This window comes from Sphingomonas sp. MMS24-J13, assembly GCF_044905095.1.
Lineage (GTDB): Bacteria > Pseudomonadota > Alphaproteobacteria > Sphingomonadales > Sphingomonadaceae > Sphingomonas_I.
Window position 1 is genome coordinate 3279863 of sequence record NZ_CP173258.1, and the last position, 20815, is coordinate 3300677.

Annotated in this window: 24 protein-coding genes and 1 tRNA gene; 14 read left to right on the top strand and 11 right to left on the bottom strand. The window is 67.1% G+C overall.

Annotation, left to right across the window (positions count from 1 at the left end; all coding sequences use genetic code 11):
- Positions 1-59: 59 nt before the first annotated feature.
- The 4 genes from AB4Z44_RS15045 to AB4Z44_RS15060 are packed head-to-tail and all read left to right on the top strand — an operon-like array spanning position 60 to position 4155.
- Positions 60-698 (top strand): sulfotransferase family 2 domain-containing protein, encoded by a 639-nt coding sequence (locus AB4Z44_RS15045; protein WP_404710508.1) that lies wholly within the window; start codon positions 60-62, stop codon positions 696-698.
- Positions 695-1315: an aspartyl/asparaginyl beta-hydroxylase domain-containing protein gene (locus AB4Z44_RS15050; RefSeq protein WP_404710509.1), complete on the top strand. Its 621-nt coding sequence runs from the start codon at positions 695-697 to the stop codon at positions 1313-1315. The genes AB4Z44_RS15045 and AB4Z44_RS15050 overlap by 4 nt, the downstream gene beginning before the upstream one ends.
- Positions 1312-3213, top strand: coding sequence for a sulfotransferase (locus tag AB4Z44_RS15055; RefSeq protein ID WP_404710510.1), 1902 nt, complete (start codon positions 1312-1314; stop codon positions 3211-3213). Before AB4Z44_RS15050 ends, AB4Z44_RS15055 begins: the two co-directional genes overlap by 4 nt.
- Positions 3214-3216: 3 nt before the next feature.
- Entirely contained in the window at positions 3217-4155 is a 939-nt protein-coding gene (locus tag AB4Z44_RS15060) for an aspartyl/asparaginyl beta-hydroxylase domain-containing protein (protein ID WP_404710511.1), read from the top strand.
- On the opposite strand, the gene AB4Z44_RS15065 is transcribed toward AB4Z44_RS15060, so the two are convergent.
- Both AB4Z44_RS15065 and AB4Z44_RS15070 read right to left on the bottom strand, forming a co-directional pair.
- Positions 4152-4928: a UTRA domain-containing protein gene (locus AB4Z44_RS15065; RefSeq protein ID WP_404710512.1), complete on the bottom strand. Its 777-nt coding sequence runs from the start codon at positions 4926-4928 to the stop codon at positions 4152-4154. The two genes, AB4Z44_RS15060 and AB4Z44_RS15065, sit on opposite strands and share 4 nt — an antisense overlap.
- Before the next feature lie 39 nt (positions 4929-4967).
- A complete protein-coding gene (locus tag AB4Z44_RS15070; protein ID WP_404710513.1) occupies positions 4968-5519 on the bottom strand; it encodes an HD domain-containing protein in 552 nt (183 codons plus the stop codon).
- Between the two features lie 147 nt (positions 5520-5666).
- Between AB4Z44_RS15070 and AB4Z44_RS15075 the strand changes: the two genes are divergently transcribed.
- A complete protein-coding gene (locus AB4Z44_RS15075) occupies positions 5667-7823 on the top strand; it encodes a phosphocholine-specific phospholipase C (RefSeq protein ID WP_404710514.1) in 2157 nt (718 codons plus the stop codon).
- Between the two features lie 148 nt (positions 7824-7971).
- On the top strand, positions 7972-8328 hold the full coding sequence (locus AB4Z44_RS15080) for a hypothetical protein (RefSeq protein WP_404710515.1): 357 nt from the start codon (positions 7972-7974) through the stop codon (positions 8326-8328).
- Between the two features lie 43 nt (positions 8329-8371).
- Here the strand turns inward: AB4Z44_RS15080 and AB4Z44_RS15085 are convergent.
- Together AB4Z44_RS15085 and AB4Z44_RS15090 are read right to left on the bottom strand one after the other, a co-directional pair.
- Positions 8372-8458 (bottom strand) — tRNA-Leu (locus AB4Z44_RS15085).
- A gap of 103 nt (positions 8459-8561) precedes the next feature.
- Entirely contained in the window at positions 8562-9203 is a 642-nt protein-coding gene (locus tag AB4Z44_RS15090; protein WP_404710516.1) for a zinc-ribbon domain-containing protein, read from the bottom strand.
- A gap of 133 nt (positions 9204-9336) precedes the next feature.
- Between AB4Z44_RS15090 and ftsE the strand changes: the two genes are divergently transcribed.
- From ftsE to AB4Z44_RS15105, 3 genes are read left to right on the top strand one after another with little or no spacing between them, the layout of a single operon-like run.
- Positions 9337-10050: a cell division ATP-binding protein FtsE gene (gene ftsE / locus AB4Z44_RS15095; RefSeq protein ID WP_404710517.1), complete on the top strand. Its 714-nt coding sequence runs from the start codon at positions 9337-9339 to the stop codon at positions 10048-10050.
- Complete coding sequence (locus AB4Z44_RS15100; RefSeq protein ID WP_404710518.1) at positions 10047-10898, top strand: hypothetical protein; 852 nt, start codon at positions 10047-10049, stop codon at positions 10896-10898. Before ftsE ends, AB4Z44_RS15100 begins: the two co-directional genes overlap by 4 nt.
- The gene (locus AB4Z44_RS15105; protein WP_404710519.1) at positions 10895-11419 is read left to right on the top strand and encodes a YdcF family protein; all 525 of its coding nucleotides are present in this window, start codon (positions 10895-10897) and stop codon (positions 11417-11419) included. Before AB4Z44_RS15100 ends, AB4Z44_RS15105 begins: the two co-directional genes overlap by 4 nt.
- Positions 11420-11424: 5 nt before the next feature.
- Here the strand turns inward: AB4Z44_RS15105 and AB4Z44_RS15110 are convergent, their stop codons facing one another.
- Genes AB4Z44_RS15110 through AB4Z44_RS15130 form a run of 5 tightly spaced genes read right to left on the bottom strand, consistent with a single transcriptional unit; the run spans position 11425 to position 14815 of the window.
- Positions 11425-12333, bottom strand: a complete 909-nt coding sequence (locus AB4Z44_RS15110; RefSeq protein ID WP_404710520.1) for a prephenate/arogenate dehydrogenase family protein — start codon at positions 12331-12333, stop codon at positions 11425-11427.
- A complete protein-coding gene (locus AB4Z44_RS15115; protein ID WP_404710521.1) occupies positions 12333-13433 on the bottom strand; it encodes a pyridoxal phosphate-dependent aminotransferase in 1101 nt (366 codons plus the stop codon). The genes AB4Z44_RS15110 and AB4Z44_RS15115 overlap by 1 nt, the downstream gene beginning before the upstream one ends.
- 10 nt (positions 13434-13443) lie before the next feature.
- Positions 13444-14106, bottom strand: a complete 663-nt coding sequence (gene alkB / locus AB4Z44_RS15120) for a DNA oxidative demethylase AlkB (RefSeq protein WP_404710522.1) — start codon at positions 14104-14106, stop codon at positions 13444-13446.
- Positions 14103-14648 (bottom strand): 2OG-Fe(II) oxygenase, encoded by a 546-nt coding sequence (locus AB4Z44_RS15125; protein ID WP_404710523.1) that lies wholly within the window; start codon positions 14646-14648, stop codon positions 14103-14105. The genes alkB and AB4Z44_RS15125 overlap by 4 nt, the downstream gene beginning before the upstream one ends.
- Positions 14648-14815, bottom strand: coding sequence for a hypothetical protein (locus tag AB4Z44_RS15130; RefSeq protein ID WP_404710524.1), 168 nt, complete (start codon positions 14813-14815; stop codon positions 14648-14650). Before AB4Z44_RS15130 ends, AB4Z44_RS15125 begins: the two co-directional genes overlap by 1 nt.
- A 139-nt stretch (positions 14816-14954) precedes the next feature.
- Here AB4Z44_RS15130 and AB4Z44_RS15135 point away from each other — a divergent pair, with 139 nt between their 5' ends.
- The 3 genes from AB4Z44_RS15135 to metW are packed head-to-tail and all read left to right on the top strand — an operon-like array spanning position 14955 to position 17109.
- Positions 14955-16091, top strand: a complete 1137-nt coding sequence (locus AB4Z44_RS15135; RefSeq protein WP_404710525.1) for a homoserine O-acetyltransferase — start codon at positions 14955-14957, stop codon at positions 16089-16091.
- On the top strand, positions 16088-16525 hold the full coding sequence (locus AB4Z44_RS15140) for a GNAT family N-acetyltransferase (protein ID WP_404710526.1): 438 nt from the start codon (positions 16088-16090) through the stop codon (positions 16523-16525). Before AB4Z44_RS15135 ends, AB4Z44_RS15140 begins: the two co-directional genes overlap by 4 nt.
- On the top strand, positions 16522-17109 hold the full coding sequence (gene metW / locus AB4Z44_RS15145) for a methionine biosynthesis protein MetW (protein ID WP_404710527.1): 588 nt from the start codon (positions 16522-16524) through the stop codon (positions 17107-17109). The genes AB4Z44_RS15140 and metW overlap by 4 nt, the downstream gene beginning before the upstream one ends.
- A 68-nt stretch (positions 17110-17177) precedes the next feature.
- Here metW and AB4Z44_RS15150 read toward each other — a convergent pair whose 3' ends face one another.
- Together AB4Z44_RS15150 and AB4Z44_RS15155 are read right to left on the bottom strand one after the other, a co-directional pair.
- Positions 17178-17912 carry a hypothetical protein gene (locus AB4Z44_RS15150; protein ID WP_404710528.1) on the bottom strand — a complete coding sequence of 245 codons (735 nt, stop codon included), beginning with the start codon at positions 17910-17912 and terminating at the stop codon, positions 17178-17180.
- Positions 17913-18000: 88 nt separating this feature from the next.
- On the bottom strand, positions 18001-19329 hold the full coding sequence (locus tag AB4Z44_RS15155; RefSeq protein ID WP_404710529.1) for a S8 family serine peptidase: 1329 nt from the start codon (positions 19327-19329) through the stop codon (positions 18001-18003).
- Between the two features lie 79 nt (positions 19330-19408).
- Here AB4Z44_RS15155 and AB4Z44_RS15160 point away from each other — a divergent pair, with 79 nt between their 5' ends.
- On the top strand, positions 19409-19888 hold the full coding sequence (locus tag AB4Z44_RS15160; protein ID WP_404710530.1) for an RNA polymerase sigma factor: 480 nt from the start codon (positions 19409-19411) through the stop codon (positions 19886-19888).
- Between the two features lie 3 nt (positions 19889-19891).
- On the top strand, positions 19892-20623 hold the full coding sequence (locus AB4Z44_RS15165; protein WP_404710531.1) for a hypothetical protein: 732 nt from the start codon (positions 19892-19894) through the stop codon (positions 20621-20623).
- The last annotated feature ends 192 nt before the right edge of the window (positions 20624-20815 follow it).

A 20815-nucleotide genomic window follows, 5' to 3' on the forward strand; every position in this document is an offset into this window, starting at 1 on the left:
TCTTTCTCCAAGCATCGCGCGCCCTCTTCGGAGGGCGCGCTTTTTGGCTATCTCACACCATGATCGTCTCGCATCGCCATCGCTTCATGTTCGCCGCCGTGCCCAAGACAGGCACGCACAGCGTGCGCCAGGCGCTGCGCGAGCAGATGGGCGAAGAGGATATCGAACAGGTAGGGCTGTTCGTGAACCGGCGCTTCCCGTGGGCGGAGCTGGCGGCGATCCAGCACGGCCATCTCTCGCTCAGGCAAGTGCGCCCGTATCTCGGCGAGGAGGCGTTCGCCGGCTATCTGAAGTTCGCGTTCGTGCGCAATCCGTTCGATCGGTTCGTGTCCTACTGCGCCTTCATGCTGCGCGGCGGCACCGTCTTCCAGCAGCGCCCGCGCGACGCGATGGCCCATTTCCTGTTCCGCGAGCCTCCCGAGGGGCACATCCTGTTCCAGCCGCAATCCTCGCTGCTGGTCGACGATGACGGCCGGACGCTGCTGACCGACCTCATTGGACGGGTCGAGGAGATGCAGGCGTCCTACGATGCGATCTGCGCGCGGATCGGCATAACATCGCGCGCGCTCGACCGCGTCAACGGCACCAGCCACGGCGACTATCGTCGCTATTACGACCAGCGCCTGATCGAGGGCGTCGCCGCGCGCTACGCCCGCGATCTCGATCTGTTCGGCTATACGTTCGAAGGCATCGGATGAGCCCCGTCCTCGCCGCGAATCCGCGCAAGACTAACGGCGTCCGCGCGCTCGGCCCGGTCGACGTGGCAGAACTGCGCGCAGCGGTCCTGGCGATCCCGGAGGCCGAATGGGAGGCTGAGAATGCCGCCAAGCCGAACCGGTTCGAGGTGCTGGACGCGACCCGGCACATCGTCTTCCGATTCATAGACGGCCCGCGCGATTGGCGATGCTCGCACGATCGCGCCAGCTGGCCGCAATGGCGCACCCTGCTGGAGCCGGTGATGGTGCAAGCGGTGCGCGGCTACGGCTATGCGCGCGGCATCTTCCCGCGCGTCATGCTGGCGCGGATGGCAGCCGGCGGCGTGATCCACCCGCATGTCGATGCGGGCCCCGCGGCGAAATGGCCGCACAAAATCCATGTGCCGCTGACCACGAATGATAACGTACTATCCTGCTTCGGCGGGCGCGAACTTCACTTCCCGGTGGGCCAGGCGGTGGAGGTGGACAATCTCGGCCCGCACTGGGTGCGCAACGGCGGCGAGAGTGATCGCATCCACCTGATCTTCGAATATTACGATGGCGACCAGCCCGATCCGGCGTGGCTCGAGCCGTTCCTGCGCGCGGAGGCCGCACGATGAGCACGGATCGCGACGCGCTGTTGCAGGCAGCGAAGGAGCTGCGTGCGAACCGGCGCGTGCCCGAGGCGCTGGCGGCGCTCGACCGGCTGGAAGCGCTGCATCCCGGGTTCAGCCGCCTGTATCAGGAGCGCGGCCACTGCCACATCCTGCATCGCGATACGCCGGCTGCGATCGCGGCGCTCGGCGAGGCGGTACGCCTCAACCCGACGCTGCCGGCGAGTTGGGACATGCTGGAGCAACTCCATCGCCTGACGGGCGATGCCGCCCGCGCGGCGGCGGCCGCGCGCAATCTCGCCATGCTGCGCCAGCTCCCGCAGGAAATTGTGATCGCGAACTGCCTCTATACCGACGGCGATCTGGGCCCGGCGGAAGAGGTGCTTCGCGATTATCTACGCAAGGATCCGGGCAATGTCGGCGCGTTGCGACTGCTCGCGCGTATTCACACTGACGGAGACGCGCTCGACGAGGCCGAAAATCTGCTGGCCACCGCAATCGCGCATGCGCCGGATTATCACGAGGCGCGGCTCGATTATGCGATCGTGCTGCTTCAGCGGCAGAAACCCCTGCAGGCGCGGCAGCAGGCCGAGCATCTGCTGATGCACGAGCCCGACAATCCCGAATATCTCAAGCAATATGGTGCCGCCTGCATCGCGCTCGGCGATCACGAGCCGATCGTCGATCTCTACGAACGGCTGCTGACCGACGAGCGAGCCGAGGCGGAGATCGGCGACTTGCGGTTGTGGCGCGCCAACGCGCTCAAGATCACCGGACGGCAGCAGGAAGCGATCGCCGACTTCCGCGCTGCCTTGAATGTGCGGTCGGATCAGGGCGTCGCATGGTTCGGCCTCGCCAACCTCAAGACCTATCGCTTCACCGACGAGGACATCGCACGCATGGCCGCAGCGGAAGCGGTGCCCGGCTCGCAGGATGTGGATCGCACCTATCTCTGCTTCGCGCTCGGCAAGGCGTTGGAGGATCGCCGCGACTATCGGTCCTCATGGCTGTATTACGAGCGCGGCAATGCCCTTCGCCACGCCACCAGCCGCTATCGGCCCGAGGTCGCGACGGAAGCCGCACTTCGGATCAAGCGCGCCTTCTCAGCCGAATTCTTCGCCGCCCGCGCCGGCTGGGGCGCGGCGGATTGCGCGCCGATCTTCGTTGTCGGGCTGCCGCGCTCGGGCTCGACCCTGATCGAGCAGATATTGGCCTCGCATTCCGCGGTCGAGGGTACCCACGAGCTGACCGAAATCGGGCGCCAGGCTGCCGAGCTCTGCGGCGCCGATCCGGACTGTGGCCTGCCGCTCCATCCCGAAGCGCTCGGGCAACTCACCGCCGCCGACGCCCGCATGCTCGGCGAGCGTTTTCTGGCCGAGACGCGCGTCTATCGCGGGCTCGGCCGGCCCTTCTTCGTCGATAAGATGCCGAACAATTTCTGGCATATCGGCCTGATCCACCTGATTTTGCCGGAAGCGACGATCATCGACATACGCCGCGCACCGATGGCCTGCGGCTTCAGCAATCTCAAACAGCTGTTCGGCACCACCAACCAGGAGTTCAGCTACCGCATCACCGATGTCGCGCATCATTATCGTACCTATGTCGATATCATGCGGCATTGGGATGCGGTGCTGCCCGGGCGAGTGCTGCGGGTGCATTACGAGAACGTGGTCGATGATCTCGAAGCGAGCGTGCGTGCGATGCTCGATCGCATCGGGCTGCCGTTCGAACCGGCGTGCCTGACCTTCCACGAGACCAGGCGCAGCGTGCGCACGCCCAGTTCCGAGCAGGTCCGTCAGCCGATCGGGCGGGATGGCCTCGATCAATGGCGGCATTACGAAGAATGGCTCGCCCCGCTGCGCAACGCACTGGGCGATGCGCTGACGGGCTATCGGGACTGACCGATGCGGTTGTCGCGTCCCTTCTTCCAGCTCCCCTTGCTCGTCGAGGCCGGGCGCTTGCAGGCCGAGGTCGCGGCATTGCCGGCGGAAGCTTGGGTGCCGCACCCGGACGGCGTGCCCGGCAACAGCGCCGCGCGGCTGATCAGTGTCGAGGGCGGCGAGACCGACGATCATCACGGCCAGATGCTGCCGACCCGCTGGCTCGCGGAAATGCCCTATCTGCGCCAGGTGCTTGCCGGGTTCGGCGTGGTGTGGAGCCGATCGCGGCTGATGCGCCTCGCGCCCCGCGCGGAAGTGCCCGAGCACGCCGATATCAATTACCACTGGCACAGCCGGGTGCGGCTGCACATTCCGGTCTTCACCCGGCCCGAAGTAAGCTTCCACTGCGACGGACGATCGGTGCACATGGCGGCCGGCGAGGCATGGATCTTCGACAATTGGCGCCGGCATCATGTCGAGAACCGATCGGATGTGGAGCGCATCCACTTGGTCGCGGACACGACCGGGACCGCATCCTTCTGGCGGTTCGCATGCGGGGAGGCGCCGCCGCGCGCGGCGTGGCGGACGCTCGCGTGGAACCCGCACGCCGCAGCCCCCCTGCTCACCGAACGCTACCAGCGCGCGTTGGTGATGCCCGCCGCCGAGGTGCAGCTCCTCGTCGATGACCTGCGCACCGAGCTGGTGCCCGCCACCGATACCCCCGAAGCGCGGACGCGCGCGGCGCGCTTCGCCGAGGCGCTGGAGAATTTCGTGTTCGACTGGCGCCAGCTCTGCGCGCTGCACGGGATAGACGGGCGGGCTCGGCTGGACTTCCTGCGGCTGATCGAGACGGTGCGCGCGGCGACGCGACCGCTCGGCGACGGGCTCGTCATGCGCACCAACCGGATTGGCGCGTCGCTGGTGCTGGAAAAGCGCGTCCTGGAGCACCTCATCGTCGGCTAAGGCGCCGCTTGGCTCCCCACGCGAACGTCGACATGGATGCGGATCGCGTCATGCCGCCAATATTCCTCGTCATATTCCACCACCCGGCCCGCAGCATCGAAGCTCGTCCGGACCACCAGCAGGCCAGGCGTTCCCGGCTTGACGTTGAGCGCGTCTGCAGCCGAGTTGGTCAGCGCGCACGGCCGCATGTCGATCCGGTTGCGCGCGACCACCAAACCATAGTCGCCGGTCAGGATGCGGGTGAGCGATCCGTCCAACGAGTGCCGGAGAAGATCGGGCGCGAGCGCCGGCTCGACCGTGATCTTCTCGACCAACACCGGCCGCCCGTCGATCGAGCGGCGGCGGGTGATGACGAACAGCGGCGTGCCGGGCGCTACGCGGAAAATGTCCGCCACCGTCGTTGGCGCGGGCACCGTCTCCTTCGCGAGCGCCTCGGTGCGCGGGATGCGGCCCTGCTCGGCTACGTAAGTCATGAACCCAGCCCAGCGGGTCGGATCGTAGGTCACGGCCGGCGGCGACACATACCAGCCGCTGCGGTCGCGCCGGTAGATGAGCCCCTCAGCCTCGAGCTGGAACAATGCTTCCCGCACCGTGCCGCGTGCCGAGCCGCTGCCGATCTGCAACTGTCGTTCCGAAGGCAGGCGCGCACCGGGGGCGAGCTGCCCCGTCTCGATACCGAGCGCGATCTGATCGCGCAGAGCAAGATATTGCGGGCCGGCGGCGATGCCGGCTTTCGCGAAGAGCGTCCGGTCGATCTCTGATCTCGGCGGCATTCCCCGGCTCTGACAGCAGGCCATCAAAGCGGTCAAGGGCTAGCCCCCGGATACGCAGATCCGCTCCAGCAGTGGGCGATAGGAGGCGAGGTCCGGTACGATCCAGTCGTGGCGCTTGGCGGCGTCGTCGCATTCCCGCAGCAATATGGCACCGGCGAACGCCGGCAGCGCGCGGAACGCCTGCATCTCGGCCTCGTCCATCGGGCCACCCTGCAGGCGCAGACTCAGCCGCGACGAGTCGCTCAGCAGCGCGGCATAATCGGGACGCGCGGCGCAGAGATAGCGCTTGGCATCGACATGGTAGCGGATCGGGTCCGTTACCGATCGCGGAAAATTGGGGCCCAGCAGCGCCTCGGCGAGAATCTCGTGCCGCGCATCGACGCCGTGCCGCTCCGCCATGCTGCCGGCATCGTCGATGAGCTGGCCGATATCGTGGAGCAAGGCCGCGACGATCATCGCGTCCGAGCCATCTTGCTGGCGGGCGAGTTCGGCGCATTGCAGCGCATGCTCCAACTGGGTGACGTCTTCGCCATAATGCTTGGAACCATGTTTTTCGAAGCGAGCAATCAACTGGTCAACGATATCCGACATTCTGGTTCCTGATGGCTGAGGCGGTTGAATATGGACGACCCGCCAACATCGCCGCCGGCCGGGCCATCCATTGTCGCGATTCTGTAGCAACTGGACTATACCAATATATGACAGTCCCTGGCGGTTTCAGCAGGAAAAGGCAAAACGGTGGCAGCGACGCGACGCGATGTTCTCCGCATGGCCGCGGGCGCGGCGATCGCCCCGGGCCTCATCGATCGCGCACTGGCGATCGCGCCTGCCGGCGGCACGGGCTCGATCCGCGACGTCGAGCATATCGTCGTGTTCATGCAGGAGAACCGTTCGTTCGATCACTATTTTGGCATGCTCAACGGGGTGCGCGGCTTCGGCGATCCCCGCCCCCTGCGCCTGCCCGGCGGCCGCCCGGTCTGGTCGCAACCGAGCCGCGAGCATCCGGACGGCTACGTCATGCCCTACCATGGCGATTCGAAGGTCAGCCGCTCGTTCCACGTCGATGGCGCCGGCCAGTCGCATCAGGACAATCTCGGCATCTTCGATTTCGGCCGCTATCACGGCTGGGGGCAGACCGGCGAGCTCCACAAGAGGATGCTCCATTACACAGCCGGCGACCTGCCATTCTACTATGCGCTGGCCGATGCCTTCACGATCTGCGACGCCTATCATTGCTCGACGCTGACGCAGACCTATCCCAACCGGCTTCACCTCTTTACCGGCTGCAACGGCGGCGGCACCGTCGGCGGCGATCCCCAGATGAGCAATTACGGCGAGGACGAGACGCCAAGCGCCGACATGGCGGAGGATCGGCCGCTCGATCCCGAAGCCTATCGGTGGACGACCTATGCCGAGCGGCTCGAAAAGGCAGGTGTGAGCTGGAAAGTCTATCAGGAGTATGACAATTTCGGCGACAATCTGCTCTCGGTTTTCCCCGCCTTCCGGCCCTGCGCAAAGGATTTGTCGCTCTACGCGCGGGGCCGCTCCTGGGTCAGCGAGACGGCGCTGGGCCTCGACCGTAAACGTTCGGACGGCGAACAGCTCGTCGCCGCCTTCCGCAAGGATCTCGCTGAGAGGACGCTGCCGCAAATCTCGTGGATCGTCACCGCGGCCGATCTCTCTGAGCATCCGCAAGCCGAGCCGTCGAAGGGGGAGCATGTCTGCGCCGGGCTGATCGCCGCGCTGGTGGATAATCCGGAGGTCTTCGCTCGCACGGTCTTCATCCTCAACTATGACGAAGCGGGCGGCTTCTTCGATCATATGCCGCCGCCGGTGCCGCCGATCGCGGGCTATTCGGGGCACAGCACGGTGCCGCTCGACGGCGAGACCAAGGATTATGCCGGCTATCACGGCGACGACAAGGTCCGCTATCCGGGGCGTCACCCGATCGGGCTCGGCATCCGCACGCCGACGATCATCGTGTCACCGTGGAGCCGGGGTGGCTTCGTCTGTTCGGAGCTGTTCGACCACACCTCGGTCATCCGCTTCATGGAGCAGCGCTTCGGCGTCCGCGAGCCCAATATCAGTCCCTGGCGCCGCGCCGTTTGCGGCGACCTGACATCGGCGTTCGATTTCACTGCGGACAGGGGCGAGCGAACGCGGCCACTGCCCGACACCGCAGACTTCCGGGCGCGTGTGGCGCAGTCGCTGGCGGGCACTGAAAATGCCATACCCGCCGAACAGCGGCCGACGGTTCAGATGGCGGGGCAACGTCCGCATCGTCCGCTCGGCTATAATCTGGATGTCATCGGCGAGGTCACGCCTGCCGGCCGCCTGCGGATCGAGATGGTCAACCGCGGGCGCCTCGGCGCCACGTTCACCGTACACGACAATACCGATCGCATGGCTCCCTGGCACTACACGATCGGCGCCGGGCAGGCGTTCGCCAGCGAGCAATGGCACGACACCGGCGCAGTGCGCGACACCTACGATCTGTCGTTGCGAGGACCCAACGGGCTCTATCGCCGCTATGCTGGATCGCTGGCGTCGGATCCTCGCGTAGAAGTCCTGCTTACGCCCATCGTGGAGACAGGCGACGTCGAATTGGCGCTCATCAATCGCGCCCATGGCGATGCCATATTCGTAATTGCCGCCGACGTCCGCTACCCTGCCGTCGGGCAGCGTCAGCGACGCGTGAGCGTCGCGCCGGGCGGGACGGTGCGCGACAGGTGGAACCTGCAAGCGAGCGCCCATTGGTATGATCTGGCCATACGAGTTGAGGGCGTACCCGCATTTTGCCGACGCTTCGCAGGAAAGACCGAAACCGGCAGGCGTGGACTTACCGATCCAGGAATTTCCTCGATGGTGTGGTCGAGTGAAGAGATCCCAGTCTGAAGTCTTCCCGAAGATCTGCCGCTCGGTGTCGAACGGATCGACCTTGGCGAAGAGCGCCTGACCATTACGATCCGGCGGACATTGCTCAACGCGTGCGGTTTCGCGGTCGGTCAAGCTGCTTGCGGAAGCGTTCCGGGCGCGGAAGCTGGTGCTTGGCTCTCCAGCCGAGTCGTTCAACCGCATCGCCAACGATACCGGACGCTTTCGAGTTCGCCTCTCGCGTCTGTTCGGGCGGAGCCATCTCGCGCCCGAGTTCGTGGTCGCCATCCTTGAAGGGCGCCCGCCTGCGTCGCTCACGCCAGGCGAGCTGCTCGCAACCGATCTGCCGATCGATTGGGCCAAGCAGCGGCAGGCCCCCGCCGCCGCCCGACCGACTGAAATCAAAATTTTCAACCAGAGACGGGCGCCGGAAACGGTACCCACTTTCGTCGCTGATGCGCGTCTCCCGGCTTCAGGTCAGGGAGCCGCCCTCAGGAATGGCGCAGTTCTGCAGGTTTTTGCCTAGTCCCGGAATGGCCGCTAAAACCCTCGGCTCATTCCGGACTGTATGGTGCGGTCGAGAAGACTCGAACTTCCACGTCCTTTCGGACACAACGACCTCAACGTTGCGCGTCTACCAATTCCGCCACGACCGCACATCGGGAAGTCCCCGGAAAGGCCCGGGGCGTTGGTAAGGCGCGCCCACTAGCAGAGGGTTTTGGGGGCTGCAACCATTCTGCCCGATTCATTTTTGCGCGGTCAGTTCCCGTCGGTGCCGGCGAAGCTCACGCTGATATTGGCCGATGCTGGCGGCACATCGACCGCAGCACCGTCGAACAGCGCCGACTGGCCCGGGGCCAGCCGCGGTACCGGACGCGTGATCGTCCAGCTATAGAGGCTGTGGCCCTGCCGATCCTTGAGTTCGGCGCGGATATCGGGAACCACCTGTTCCTGCCCGGTCGGGTTCCAGATGCGACCCGATACCGCGAACAATTGGCCACCCCCACCGATCTGACGCCAGTCGGGCTGGCGCGTGATCGCTATCCCCAGCGGCACGCGATTCCCGGCGAGGCCGAGCCGCGAGGCGACCTGCTGCGAACCGAATGCGAGCACGGCCGCCGCCACGCCCAGCGCGACCGCCAGCACGACCAGAGCCAGCAGCAACCACGGGCCGCGCCGTCGCCGGTGCGCAGGCACATCGTCTTCGGGCACGCGTTCCGCTTTGATCGGCTCCGGGATCGTCGGCGGCGGCTGAAGTGGCGGAGGCGGCGTCACCGCGCTGCGCGGTGGCTCCTGCCAGCTCGTCTCGCACGCGCGGCAGCGTATCTTGCGGCCGTTGGGACCGATCGCATTATCGGGGACGTCATAGGTGGCGGCGCACTTGGGACAGGTAAGCAGCATGCGCCGGAGCCTAGCGCCCTGCCGCCACGCCCCGCAAGCCGCCGCATATGCGGCGCGCGAAGCTTTACCTGCCGCCCACCGTCGTGCGATGGCGCAGACGGGTTTTACGGGGCTGGAGCGGGCGCACACGGGCATGGCCGGCATCGTACATTTCGAGAATGTCGGGCTGCGCTACGGCACGGGGGCGGAAACGCTGTCCGATCTGTCTTTCACGATTCCGAAGGGCAGCTTCCACCTGCTTACGGGGCCCTCGGGTGCGGGCAAGACATCGTTGCTGAGCCTGATCACGCTCGCCCAGCGGCCAAGTCGCGGCATTGTCCAGTTATTCGGCGAAGATGTCGGCGCGCTGTCGCGTCGGCATCTGCCCGGCTTGCGGCGCCGGATCGGGGTGGTGTTCCAGGATTTTCGGCTGGTGCCCTCGCTGAGCGCTTACGACAATGTCGCCTTGCCCTTGCGGATCGCCGGAATGACCGAGCGCGAGATCGGGCCGCGCGTGGCCGAATTGCTCGACTGGGTCGGGCTGGCGCCGCGCGCCGCAGCCCGCCCCGCGACATTGTCGGGGGGCGAGCAACAGCGCGTCGCGATCGCGCGCGCGGTGATCACCGCCCCCGACCTGATCGTCGCCGACGAGCCGACCGGCAATGTGGATCCGGACATGGCCGGGCGCGTGTTCCACTTGCTCGAATCGCTCAATCGCAACGGCACGACCGTGCTGGTGGCGACGCATGATATCCACCTGCTGCGGCGCGCGCCCGCAGGCGTGATCATGCACCTGACAAGGGGACGCATCGCCGATCCGGCCGGCGAGCTGCGCAATCCGCCGGTCCGCACGGCCGTCAACGCGTGATGACCACTCCGCCGCTCATCAAACCGCGCCGCCGGCCCGGCGCCACGAGCGGGCTGATAGCGGCGGCCTGCCTGATGATGACGCTCGCTGCGGTCGCGGTGCTGGCGCTCGGGCAGGCCGCACGCGGACTGGAACAGGCGGTCGCCAGCCGGGTGATCGTTCAGGTCATCGAACCCGATCGCCCCCGCCGCGAGGCGCTCGCGGCCGAAGCGATGGCCACCTTGCAGGCGCGACACGACGTCGTCGCGCTTCGCCAGCTCGATCCGGCCGAGATTGCGCGGCTGATCGGGCCGTATCTGGGCACCGCCGGCCTCGACGAACTGCCCGCCCCGGCGATGATCGATCTGACCGTCGCGCCCGGCGCGAATCTCCGCGCCATCGCCACCGCGCTTGCGCAGATCGGCCCAATCACCGCCGAACCCGCCGGTGCCGGACTGACACCACTCGTCGACCTGATCGGCACTTTGCGCGGTATCGCTTTCGCCTTCGCCGGGATCGCGGCGGCGGCAACGGCCCTGATCGCGATCGTCGCGGCGCGCGCGGCCTTCGCCGCCGAAGGATCGACCGTCGCGATCCTCCACGGCCTCGGTGCGACCGACCGGCAGGTCGCCAACGTCATCACCGGCCAGATCGCACGCGATGCGGCCGGTGGCGCGGTGATCGGCGGCGTGCTGGCCCTGGCCGCAATGGCGCTGCTGAAACACCGCGTGGCGGCGCTCGGTATCGATGCCGTCGCCCTCGGCGGGGCCGGGTGGATCATCCTCCCGGCGTTGCTGCTGGGCCTGATCCTGTTGGCCGCCGGGGCGGCGCACGCGTCACTGCTGATGCGGCTCGGCCGCGCGCCATGATCCGGCGGTTCTTCGCAGCTCTGGTCCTGCTGTGGGCGCTCGGCTTCGCCTTGTTCGCGGTGAGCCTACCCGGCCCGGCCGGCGACGAGGCGACCGACGGGATCGTGGTGCTGACCGGCGGCCCCGGCCGCGTTGCGCGCGGGCTCAAACTGCTGTCGCGGGGCAGAGCGAAGCGCATGCTGGTCTCGGGGGTCGATCGCCGCGTCCGCGCTGCCGACCTCGCCGCGACCTACGATATTCCCGCGGGCCTGCTGACGCAGATCGATCTCGGCAGCTCGGCCGTCGACACGCGATCGAACGCCCACGAGACCGCGCGCTGGATCGCCGATCACCATTACCGATCGATCCGGCTGGTGACGACCGACTGGCATATGCGCCGCGCACGCTACGAACTGCGTCAGGTGCTGAGCGGGGTCCACGTCGTGCGCGACAGCGTGCCGAGCGAACCCACCCTCACCACCTTGCTGCGCGAGTATAACAAGTATCTGTTGCGGCGGGGGGCAGGGTTGATCGGCCGGTAGCCCAGCTATTCGTGCGTGCGGCCGAAATCGGGCGCGGCATCATCCTGCCCCTGTTCGATGATCGACCTCCGCACCGCGCGCGTGCGGGTGAACAGATCGAACAGGGCATCGCCGTCGCCCCAGCGGATCGCGCGCTGGAGCATCGTCAGATCCTCGGTGAAGCGCTGGAGCATCTCCAGCGCGGCATCCTTGTTGGCGAGGAACACATCGCGCCACATGGTCGGATCGGAGGCGGCGATGCGGGTGAAATCGCGGAAGCCGCCCGCCGAATATTTGATCACCTCGCTCTGGGTGACCTCCTCCATGTCGGACGCGGTGCCGACGATCGTATAGGCGATCAGGTGGGGCAAATGGCTGGTCACCGCGAGCACCAGATCGTGATGGCGCGCATCCATGATCTCGATATTGGCGCCCAGCCGCTCCCAGAAGGCGGACACGCGCATCACTGCCGCCGGATCGGCGTCGCCCGGTGGCGTCAGGATGCACCAGCGCCCCTTGAACAGGGTCGCGAACCCGGCTTCCGGCCCGCTATACTCGGTGCCGGCGACCGGGTGCGCCGGCACGATCTGACGCGCGGGAAAATGCTCGGCCATCGCCGCCAGCACGCTCGCCTTGCACGATCCGACATCGCTCAGGATCGCGTCGGCGGGCAGATCGTGCTTGAGCTCGGCGGCGACTGCACCGATCGCGCCGACCGGCACGCACAGGATCACGAGATCGGCATCGGTGACGGCGGCGCCGAGCGTGTCGGTGATATCGTCGCAGAAACCGAGCTGATCCGCGCGACCGCGGACATCGGGATCGGCATCATGCCCGACCAAAGCCACCGTCGGCATCGTCGCCCGCACGGCGCGCGCCACCGATGAGCCGATCAGCCCCAGCCCGATGATCGAAACGCGTGCGAACGGCAGCATCAGCCTGCCTGCCCGATCATCTCGCGCAAGCCCGCGACGACGCCCTGCATCGCCTCACCACTGCCGATCGTGATGCGCAGCCCGTGCGGCAAACCCTGGCCGGGCAGCCAGCGCGTGGCGTAACCGCGCTCCATCAGGCCCTTGTAGGCAGTCTCGGCGGTCAGCGCGCCTTCGAACAGGACGAGGATGAAATTGGCCTTGCTCGGCACCGCGCGCAGCCCGGCATTGCCGAGCGCCGCGATCTCGCCCGCAAACCAGGCGCGCCATTCGTCATTGTGCGCCTTGCTCGCGACGAGGAAATCCTGGTCCTGAAGCGCGGCGACCGCGGCATCGAGCCCGGCGGTGGCGACGTTGAACGGCGCGCGGATGCGCTGCATCGCGTCGATCACCGGCATCGCACCATAGCCCCAGCCGATCCGCCCAGCCGCAAGCCCGAATATCTTCGAGAAGGTGCGCGTGATGAGCACATTGGGCTTGGTCCGCGCCAGTTCGAGCGCCCCATCCTCGTCTTCGGCATCGAGATATTCGGTGTAGGCCTGATCGACCACCAAGAGGCAATCCTCGGGCAGCCCGGCATGGAGCCGCGCAATCTCCGTCTTGGTCGAGTAGGTGCCGGTGGGATTGTTCGGATTGGCGATGAACACCACCCGGGTCCGCTCGGTCACCGCCGCGAGCAATTTGTCGATATCGCTCGCATAATCGGTATCGGGCGCCTCGATCGGGACCGCGCCCACCCGGCGCGCCGCGATCGGGTAGACCGAGAAGCCGTAGCGGACGAACAGCACCTCGTCGCCGAGCCCCGCAAACGCGCCGGTGGCAAGGTGGAGCACCTCGTCCGATCCGGTGCCATGGACGATCCGTTCGGGCTCGAGCCCATAATGCGCGCCGATCGCCTCGCGCAGCGCGATCGCGGCGCCATCGGGATACATTTCCAACGCCGAAGCCGCATTGACGAAGGCCGCACGCGCCAGCGGGCTGGTGCCGAGCGGGTTCTCGTTCGACGAAAGCTTGTGGAGCTTACGACCATCGTCGGCCGTCGATCGACCGGGCACGTAGGGCGAGATCGCTTGGATCCAGGGCTTGGGCGTGGGAGCGTTCATGCGCGCGGCTCTAGCGAAGCGGAGCCGCCGGGTGAAGGGCACGCCGGAAGGTCAGGTTGAAGCGAAACGCCCCGGTCAGGGGATGATCGTCAGCGGCCAGCGTATCGATACCGTGGAAGGTCATCCGCGCAGGGCCGCCCCAGACGAGGACGTCGCCATGGTGCAAGGTGTGACGCCGCAGCCGATCGCCGCGCGCCTGCCCGCCCCACAGGAAGGTCGCCGAGATACCGAGCGAGACCGAGACGATCGGCGCTTCGAACATGGCCTCGTCGCGATCCTGATGCAGGGTCAGCCGTGATCCCGGCGCGTAGCGATTGATCAGGCAGGCATCGGGCGCGAAGCCGGGGAAACCCGCGGACTCCGCAGCCTCGGCCGCCAGCACGTGGAACTGAGGCGGCATGGCGGGCCATGGATCCCCGGACAGCGGATCGCGCGGACCATAGCGATAGCCGCCGCGATCGCTGACCCAGCCGGCTGTTCCGCAATTGGTCATCGCCACCGACATGCGCCTCCCGCCGGGGGTTTCGAGGTGGCGGAACGGCGCCGCCGCCGAAATCGCCGCAATCGCGTCGAGCAATTCCCCCGCCCGATCCAACGCGAAACCCCCGAACAGCCACGCGCCGGGATCGAGCGCGATGCGGTGGCGATCGGCCGCGAACAGATCGGCGGTCACGCGGCGTCGTGGAAGATGATGCCGAGCGTATGCCGCTCGCCCGCAGCGATCGTACTCACGCCATGGCGCATGATGACGCGATGATCGCCGCGCGGGCCGGCCTGCGGTCGCGCGCTGACCGCGAACAGGACCGCGTCGCCCTGGGCAAGCGGCACCACCTGGGCACGCGATTGCATCCGCGCACGCTGCTCGGTCAGCACCAATTCGCCCCCTGAAAAATCGGTTTTCGGGTCCGACAGCAGGATCACCGCCTGGATCGGTAAGACATGCTCGCCATACAGATCCTGATGGAGCCGGTTATAATCGCCAGCACGATAGCGCAGCAGCAACGGCGTCGGCTTGCGCTGCCCGGCATCATGACAGCACGCGATGAACGCGTCATGCTCGTCGGGAAAGCGCCGAGCGAACTCCATCCGCGCGTGCCACTGGTTGGCGACGGGTGCGAGGTGCGGGTAAAGCGCGGTGCGCAAGGCCGCGACCAGAGGCGGGAGCGGATAAGCGAAATAGCGATACTCGCCCTGCCCGTAGCCATGATTCTGCATCACGACATGCTTGCGGAAGCCATTCGACGCCGAAACGAAGTGGCCGCCTCCGCGCACTCCACAGGCGTCAGCAGGCCCGGAATGCGTGCCCAGCCTTCCCCGTCCAGGTGCTGCGTCAGACCGACCCAGTCGAGCCGGTCGATCCGTGGTGCGATCACGTCCGTCATGCCGCTTCAATGGCATAGGCCGGCGCCTCGATCATCCCGAACCTTGCGCCCAAACTATCCCACGAAAGCCATCCCAATTTCCGCCCAACGCTGCCCACCGTTGACAAGCGGCCATGGCCGACCATAGCCCGGCCTCCCCATGGCTAGTCTCGCTTTTTCGGATGACCGGCGCTTCGGGCTCGCGCGGCATGTGACGCTGCCCGGGCCGTTCGCGCTGGACGGCGGATCGACCCTGGCGCGGGTCGAGATCGCCTACGAGACCTATGGGCATCTCAACGCCGACGGCAGCAACGCCATCCTGATCTGCCATGCACTCACCGGCGACCAGCATGTCGCGTCCGCCCACCCGATTACCGGCAAGCCCGGATGGTGGACGCGGATGGTGGGCGCGGGCAAGCCGATCGATCCGGCGCGGCACTTCATCGTTTGCGCCAACGTGCTGGGATCGTGCATGGGGTCGTCCGGCCCGGGCTCGATCGATCCGGCCACGGGCGCCCCCTATGCGATGCATTTCCCGGTCATCACGATCCGCGACATGGTGCGCACGCAGGCGCTCTTGCTCGATCATCTCGGCGTGCGCACCCTGGAAGCCGCGATCGGCGGATCGATGGGCGGCATGCAGGTGCTCGAATGGTGCACCACTTTCCCCGATCGCGTGCGCGCCGCGGTGGTGATCGCATCGGCCCCACGCCACACCGCGCAGAATATCGCCTTCCACGAGGTCGGGCGCCAGGCGATCATGGCCGATCCGCGCTGGCGTGGCGGCGACTATTACGGCACCGACGATCCGCCCTCGGCCGGCCTCGCGGTCGCGCGGATGGCGGCGCATATCACCTATCTGTCCGAAGCCGGGCTGCACGAGAAATTCGGGCGGCGGCTGCAGAACAGGGGCCAGGTCGGCTTCGGCTTCGATGCCGATTTCCAGGTGGAGAGCTATCTGCGCCATCAGGGCATCAGCTTCGTCGATCGCTACGACGCCAACTCCTACCTCTACATCACGCGGGCGACCGACTATTTCGATCTGGCCGAAGAGAATGGCGGGCTGCTTGCCAACGCCTTCAAGGGCAGCCGCGCGCGTTTCTGCCTGGTGAGCTTCGATACCGACTGGCTCTATCCGACCTCCGAATCGCGCACGATCGTCCATGCGCTCAACGCCGCCGGGGCGGCTGCGAGCTTCGTCGAGCTGTCCTCGCCGTTCGGGCATGACGCCTTTCTGCTCGACGTGCCGCAACTGAACGCGGTGGTGGACGGCTTTCTGCGGGCGGGCGAGGCATGAGCGAGCTGGTGCTTTCGGACGCTCGGTCCTTGCTTGACGTGACGCGCATCCATCGCTGGCTCGCGTCGAGCTACTGGTCGCCGGGGATCGCGCGCGAAACGGTGGAACAAGCGATGGCGGCGTCGCACTGCCTTGGCGCCTATCGCGACGGCGTCCAGATCGGCTTCGCGCGGACGGTGACCGATCATACGACCTTCGCCTGGCTGGCGGATGTCTTCGTCGACGAGACCGCGCGCGGGCAAGGAATCGGGCGGGCGATGGTCGGCTGGTTCGTCGAACATCCGCGCTTTGCCAGCATCCGGCGCTTCGCGCTGGTCACCAAGGATGCGCATGGGGTTTATGCCGGCGTGGGGTTTCACCCGCTGCTGAAGCCCGAGCGGTATATGGAACGGCTGTCGCCGGAGTTTGCCGCTCTCCTTGGGGCGCAGCCATGAACCTCCGCCCCGATCTTGCGATCATCGCCGCGAACGTCGCGCCGGGCAGCCGCGCGCTCGACGTCGGCTGCGGCGATGGCGAGCTGATGGCGAATCTCCGCGATACCAAGCAGGTCGACGTGCGCGGGCTCGAGATCGATCCGGCCAATGTCAGCATCGCCGTCGCGCGCGGGCTTTCGGTGGTGCAGGGCGATGCCGACACCGATCTGGTCTATTATCCCGACGACGCGTTCGATTATGCGATCCTCAGCCAGACGCTGCAGACCGCGCGCAAGCCCGATCGTGTGCTGAGCGACCTGCTGCGGATCGGCCAGCGTGCCTTCGTCTCCTTCCCCAATTTCGCCTATTGGCGCGTGCGCTGGGGGCTGATGTGGGGCGGGCGGATGCCGGTGACTCCGGCCTTGCCGGTATCGTGGCACGAAACCGAGAATATCCACCAGCTCACCATCGACGACTTCCGCGCCTTCGTCGCCGAGCGCGGGATCGTCGTCGAGGATGCCTGGTTCCTGACCGGCAATCGCCGTACCAGCAGCGCGGCAGCGAATTTGCGCGCCGAGCATGCGGTGTTCCTGCTCCGCCGATAAGCGCGACAACGCCGCGGGATTCGAAGACCCGGCGGCGTCATCCCCGGAATACGACCCGGGTACGCTTGTTAGCGCTGCGGCCCCTGCGCCTGGACCTGGCCCGAACCGTTGCCGCTGGCCGAGGCCGAGCTGCCCGTCACCGACCCGGCGAGATCGCCTGAAGCGCTGCCCGAGGCCGAGCCTGCGGTATTGCGCGCCCGGCCCACTGCATCCCCCGCCTGACTGCGGATCGTGCCGGCGGTCGAGGCAACCTTGGAGCGGGCCGCACCGACCGCGTCGGTCGCGGTGCTGCGCGTCCGGCTCACCGCGCCGGTCGCCGCGGTACGGACCGAGCCGGCGGCGCCTTTCACGTCGTTGGTGCCGACCAGATCGGCGCTGGTGCCGACATTTCTGCTGACGCTGGTCGTGCCCGAATTGCTGATATTGCCGGCGAGGCCGCTGCCATTGGCACCGTTCGCGCCCAGCGCCGCATCGGTGCTGCGGCTGACCGTGCCTGCCAGCCCCGCATTGGCACCGACCTGACCGGTCTTGCTGTTGATCGACTTGCTGCCCGTCACCGAGCCGGCACCGTTCATACTATTCGAAACGCTGCCGGTGGCCGATCCAAGCGTGCCGCCGACGCTACCCGCGCCGCCGAGCGTGTTGGAGACGGTGCCGGTGAGACCGCCGGCGCCACCGAGCGCGCCGCTGACGACACCACCAGCATGACCGCCGCCCAAAAGCTGGGCGCTGACAGGTGCGGTGGCGACGCCAGCCATGATGATCGCTGCAAAAAACAGACGGGTGTGCGTGCTATTCTTCATCGCTCTTCTCCCAAATCTACCAGCCGGACATTGTCTGGCTTCAGAAGAGCAACGACGGCACTTTCGACTTTAATCCCGACATCCGAAATTATTTTGCGCCGACTTTCTGGGGCGCGGTTCCGCAATCCCCGCAGACGATCCCGCGCCCGATCCGGCCGCGCCCCGGTCGGGCGGTCGCGGCAAGGCGGTCGACGCTGCCGAGCCGGGCGAGGCTCGCCGTGACCAAAGGCGCCGCAAAGGATGTGCCGCGCACCCTTTCCCAACCGCCGCCGGGCACCGCACCGACCATGTCCGCCCCCGGTGCCGCGAAATCGAGGTGGAGCGGTTTGCCCGCCTCGATCAGCGCCTGGCCTTTCGCATCAACCCCGGTCACCGCGATCACGCCGGGATAGGAGGCGGGATATTGCGGCGGGGCCGCCGGCCCGTCATTGCCGACCGCCGCGACGACCAGGATCCCTTTCGCCTGCAGCGCCTTGATCCCCGCCTCCAGCAGCGGATTGGGCGGCCCGACCAGGCTGATATTGACGACCCGTACCCGGCGTTCCGCCAGCCAGCCCATTGCGCGCACGATCGCCACTGCCGATCCATTGCTGGCGGATCCGCCATAGACATCGGCAGCCAACAGGGACGCCCCCGGCAAGACGCCGTGGAAGGCTCCAACGTCTCCCACCATCAATGACGCGACCGCGGTGCCATGACCGCTCGGCTTGGGGTCGCCGGCGAATCCGCGCTGCTCGATATGGGCATTGGCGAAGGCCGGATGATTGCCGATGCCGCCGTCGATCAGCCCGATCGCAACCCCCGCGCCCGCATCGCCGCCGCCCACGGCTGGCCCCGCGATTGGCGCGAGCGGTGCGCGGGCAGGCTCATAGACATAATCGAGAGTGTAGCTGCCTGCGGGATCCAGCCTGCGCAGCGCCTCGATCGCCTTGCGCGCGGCTTTGCCCTTGGGAGGCGCCAAGACACTGAGGGTCAGGCCGAAATTGTCGACAGTCTCGGTCCGGGCCAGCGTAAAGCCGGCCGACTTCGCCTTCGCCAGCGCCTCAGGGGTGAGGCCAAGGCCGACAATTTCGTCACGGCGGATCGGCGCCCCGGCATCGTCCGCATCGAGCACGCGGCGATTGTCCTGCACCAGCGCCCGCAACCGCTCGCGCCGCAGCGACAGCAGATCCCCTGGTGCAGTGGAGGATAGCATGCCGCCGAGATTGTCGAGCGGGGTAACGATCGCACGCGTCAACGGCCCGTTGCCCACACCCTGCCCGGTCAGCCCGCCGGCAAGCCCACTCGTGAGCCCGCCCACGGCGTTGCCGATCCGACCGCCGCCACCGCCGAGCAATTGCGCCATCGCCGGGCTGGCCAATATGATCGTGGTGGCAATTGCCCATCGGCGGATCCATCGGGGCGCTGTCCCAGGCATGCTCTTTCCTTTTTCCGTCTGCCAAGGGATGAAACGTCGTAGCGCGGTCGTTTAATCCGCATGAGCGAGAGGAATCCGATTGGACGAGGTCGAAGACCAACTGGCAAGCCTGCTGCCACGGCTGCGGCGCTTCGCTCATGGTCTGGCGCGCGATGCGGCGGATGCCGACGATCTGCTGCAGGCGACCGCCGAGCGGATCCTGAAGTCACGCGGGGGCTGGCAGCCGGGCACCAACTTTGCCGCCTGGGGCTATCGCGTGATGCGCAACATGTGGATCGATATGGCGCGCAGCCGCCAACGCCGCGATCGCGGCCGCGCGGCGGAGGAGGAAGGGCTTTCGGTCGGGATCGACGGCGATGCCGAAGCGAAGGTGGAACTGGGTTATCTGATGCGCGCCATGAGCCAATTACCCGACGAGCAGCGCGAGGCGGTGGCGCTGGTGATGATCGAGGAGCTATCCTACGCCGAAGCGGCGAAGGTGCTCGAAATACCGCTCGGCACGCTCACCAGCCGCATCGTGCGCGGCCGGCAGGCGCTGCTGGCGATATTGGAGGATTGACCCATGGCTGAAACGATCGAGGAAGCCCGGGTCATCGCCTGGCTCGACGGCGAATTGAGTGACGACGAAGCCGTGTGGATGGCGCGCGCGGTCGCGGCCGATCCCGCACTGGCAGCGATAGCGGAGCGTCATCGCCGGATGAAGGCGCGCTTCGCCGCCGCCTTCGGTCCGATCGCGGAGGTGCCGGCACCCGAGCAGGATCTGGAGCGCGAGCCGGCGCCGGTCATCTCGCTCGCCGCGGTCCGTGCTGAGCGCGCAGCGAAGGCGAAGGCCCGCGCCAAGGCCGCTGCGGCACCCGCGGAGGTCAGCCGCTGGACGATCCCCGCAATGGTCGCAGCGAGCCTGATCGTGGGCGTACTGTCGGGCTACGGCATGAGCAGCCCGTCAGGCGTCGCCGATCGCCCCGACGCGCTAGCGGTCTCGCCCAAGATTGCGAGCGCCCTCGATAGCCAGCTTTCGGGCGATGCCGGCACGATCCGCGTGGCGCTGACCTTCCGCGACTCCGCGGGCAATCTTTGCCGCCGCTTCGCCGCGACCCATTTGTCGGGCATCGCCTGTCGAAGTCGAGGCGCGTGGCAATTGCGCTATGCTTCGGCCGGCGGCAGCGCCGGGCAAGGCGATTACCGCATGGCCGGCGCCGACGAGGCCGCCGCCCAGATCGTCGCCGCGATGATCGCGGGCGAGCCGCTCGATCGCCGCGCCGAGACGGCCGCGCGGGAGAAGGGCTGGAAATAGTCCGTTGGTGCTGAGGAAGCCCTTTCAAATGGATGCATTGAGCCGGACGGTGAATTCGGTGCTGCAATAGTATCCGGGCGCGGGATACCTCCTCGCTCCGGCGCGTTTTTGCGATGTACCGGCGCTTCTCCTACCAGATTGCTTCGATTACGCGCTTGTGCGTGTAACCCGGGGTAGCCATTTAAGGGACGC

Bases quoted from the DNA above. Each gene is read 5' to 3' on its own strand.
- AB4Z44_RS15070 (WP_404710513.1), bottom strand. From the start codon at position 5,519: ATGTCGGATATCGTTGACCAGTTGATTGCTCGCTTCGAAAAACATGGT.
- AB4Z44_RS15065 (WP_404710512.1), bottom strand. From the start codon at position 4,928: ATGCCGCCGAGATCAGAGATCGACCGGACGCTCTTCGCGAAAGCCGGC.
- AB4Z44_RS15050 (WP_404710509.1), top strand. From the start codon at position 695: ATGAGCCCCGTCCTCGCCGCGAATCCGCGCAAGACTAACGGCGTCCGC.
- AB4Z44_RS15090 (WP_404710516.1), bottom strand. From the start codon at position 9,203: ATGCTGCTTACCTGTCCCAAGTGCGCCGCCACCTATGACGTCCCCGAT.
- AB4Z44_RS15150 (WP_404710528.1), bottom strand. From the start codon at position 17,912: ATGAAGAATAGCACGCACACCCGTCTGTTTTTTGCAGCGATCATCATG.
- metW (WP_404710527.1), top strand. From the start codon at position 16,522: ATGAACCTCCGCCCCGATCTTGCGATCATCGCCGCGAACGTCGCGCCG.
- AB4Z44_RS15125 (WP_404710523.1), bottom strand. From the start codon at position 14,648: ATGCAGAATCATGGCTACGGGCAGGGCGAGTATCGCTATTTCGCTTAT.
- AB4Z44_RS15130 (WP_404710524.1), bottom strand. From the start codon at position 14,815: ATGACGGACGTGATCGCACCACGGATCGACCGGCTCGACTGGGTCGGT.
- ftsE (WP_404710517.1), top strand. From the start codon at position 9,337: ATGGCCGGCATCGTACATTTCGAGAATGTCGGGCTGCGCTACGGCACG.
- AB4Z44_RS15060 (WP_404710511.1), top strand. From the start codon at position 3,217: ATGCGGTTGTCGCGTCCCTTCTTCCAGCTCCCCTTGCTCGTCGAGGCC.
- AB4Z44_RS15045 (WP_404710508.1), top strand. From the start codon at position 60: ATGATCGTCTCGCATCGCCATCGCTTCATGTTCGCCGCCGTGCCCAAG.
- AB4Z44_RS15135 (WP_404710525.1), top strand. From the start codon at position 14,955: ATGGCTAGTCTCGCTTTTTCGGATGACCGGCGCTTCGGGCTCGCGCGG.
- AB4Z44_RS15115 (WP_404710521.1), bottom strand. From the start codon at position 13,433: ATGAACGCTCCCACGCCCAAGCCCTGGATCCAAGCGATCTCGCCCTAC.
- AB4Z44_RS15110 (WP_404710520.1), bottom strand. From the start codon at position 12,333: ATGCTGCCGTTCGCACGCGTTTCGATCATCGGGCTGGGGCTGATCGGC.
- AB4Z44_RS15140 (WP_404710526.1), top strand. From the start codon at position 16,088: ATGAGCGAGCTGGTGCTTTCGGACGCTCGGTCCTTGCTTGACGTGACG.
- AB4Z44_RS15105 (WP_404710519.1), top strand. From the start codon at position 10,895: ATGATCCGGCGGTTCTTCGCAGCTCTGGTCCTGCTGTGGGCGCTCGGC.
- AB4Z44_RS15055 (WP_404710510.1), top strand. From the start codon at position 1,312: ATGAGCACGGATCGCGACGCGCTGTTGCAGGCAGCGAAGGAGCTGCGT.
- AB4Z44_RS15165 (WP_404710531.1), top strand. From the start codon at position 19,892: ATGGCTGAAACGATCGAGGAAGCCCGGGTCATCGCCTGGCTCGACGGC.
- AB4Z44_RS15155 (WP_404710529.1), bottom strand. From the start codon at position 19,329: ATGCCTGGGACAGCGCCCCGATGGATCCGCCGATGGGCAATTGCCACC.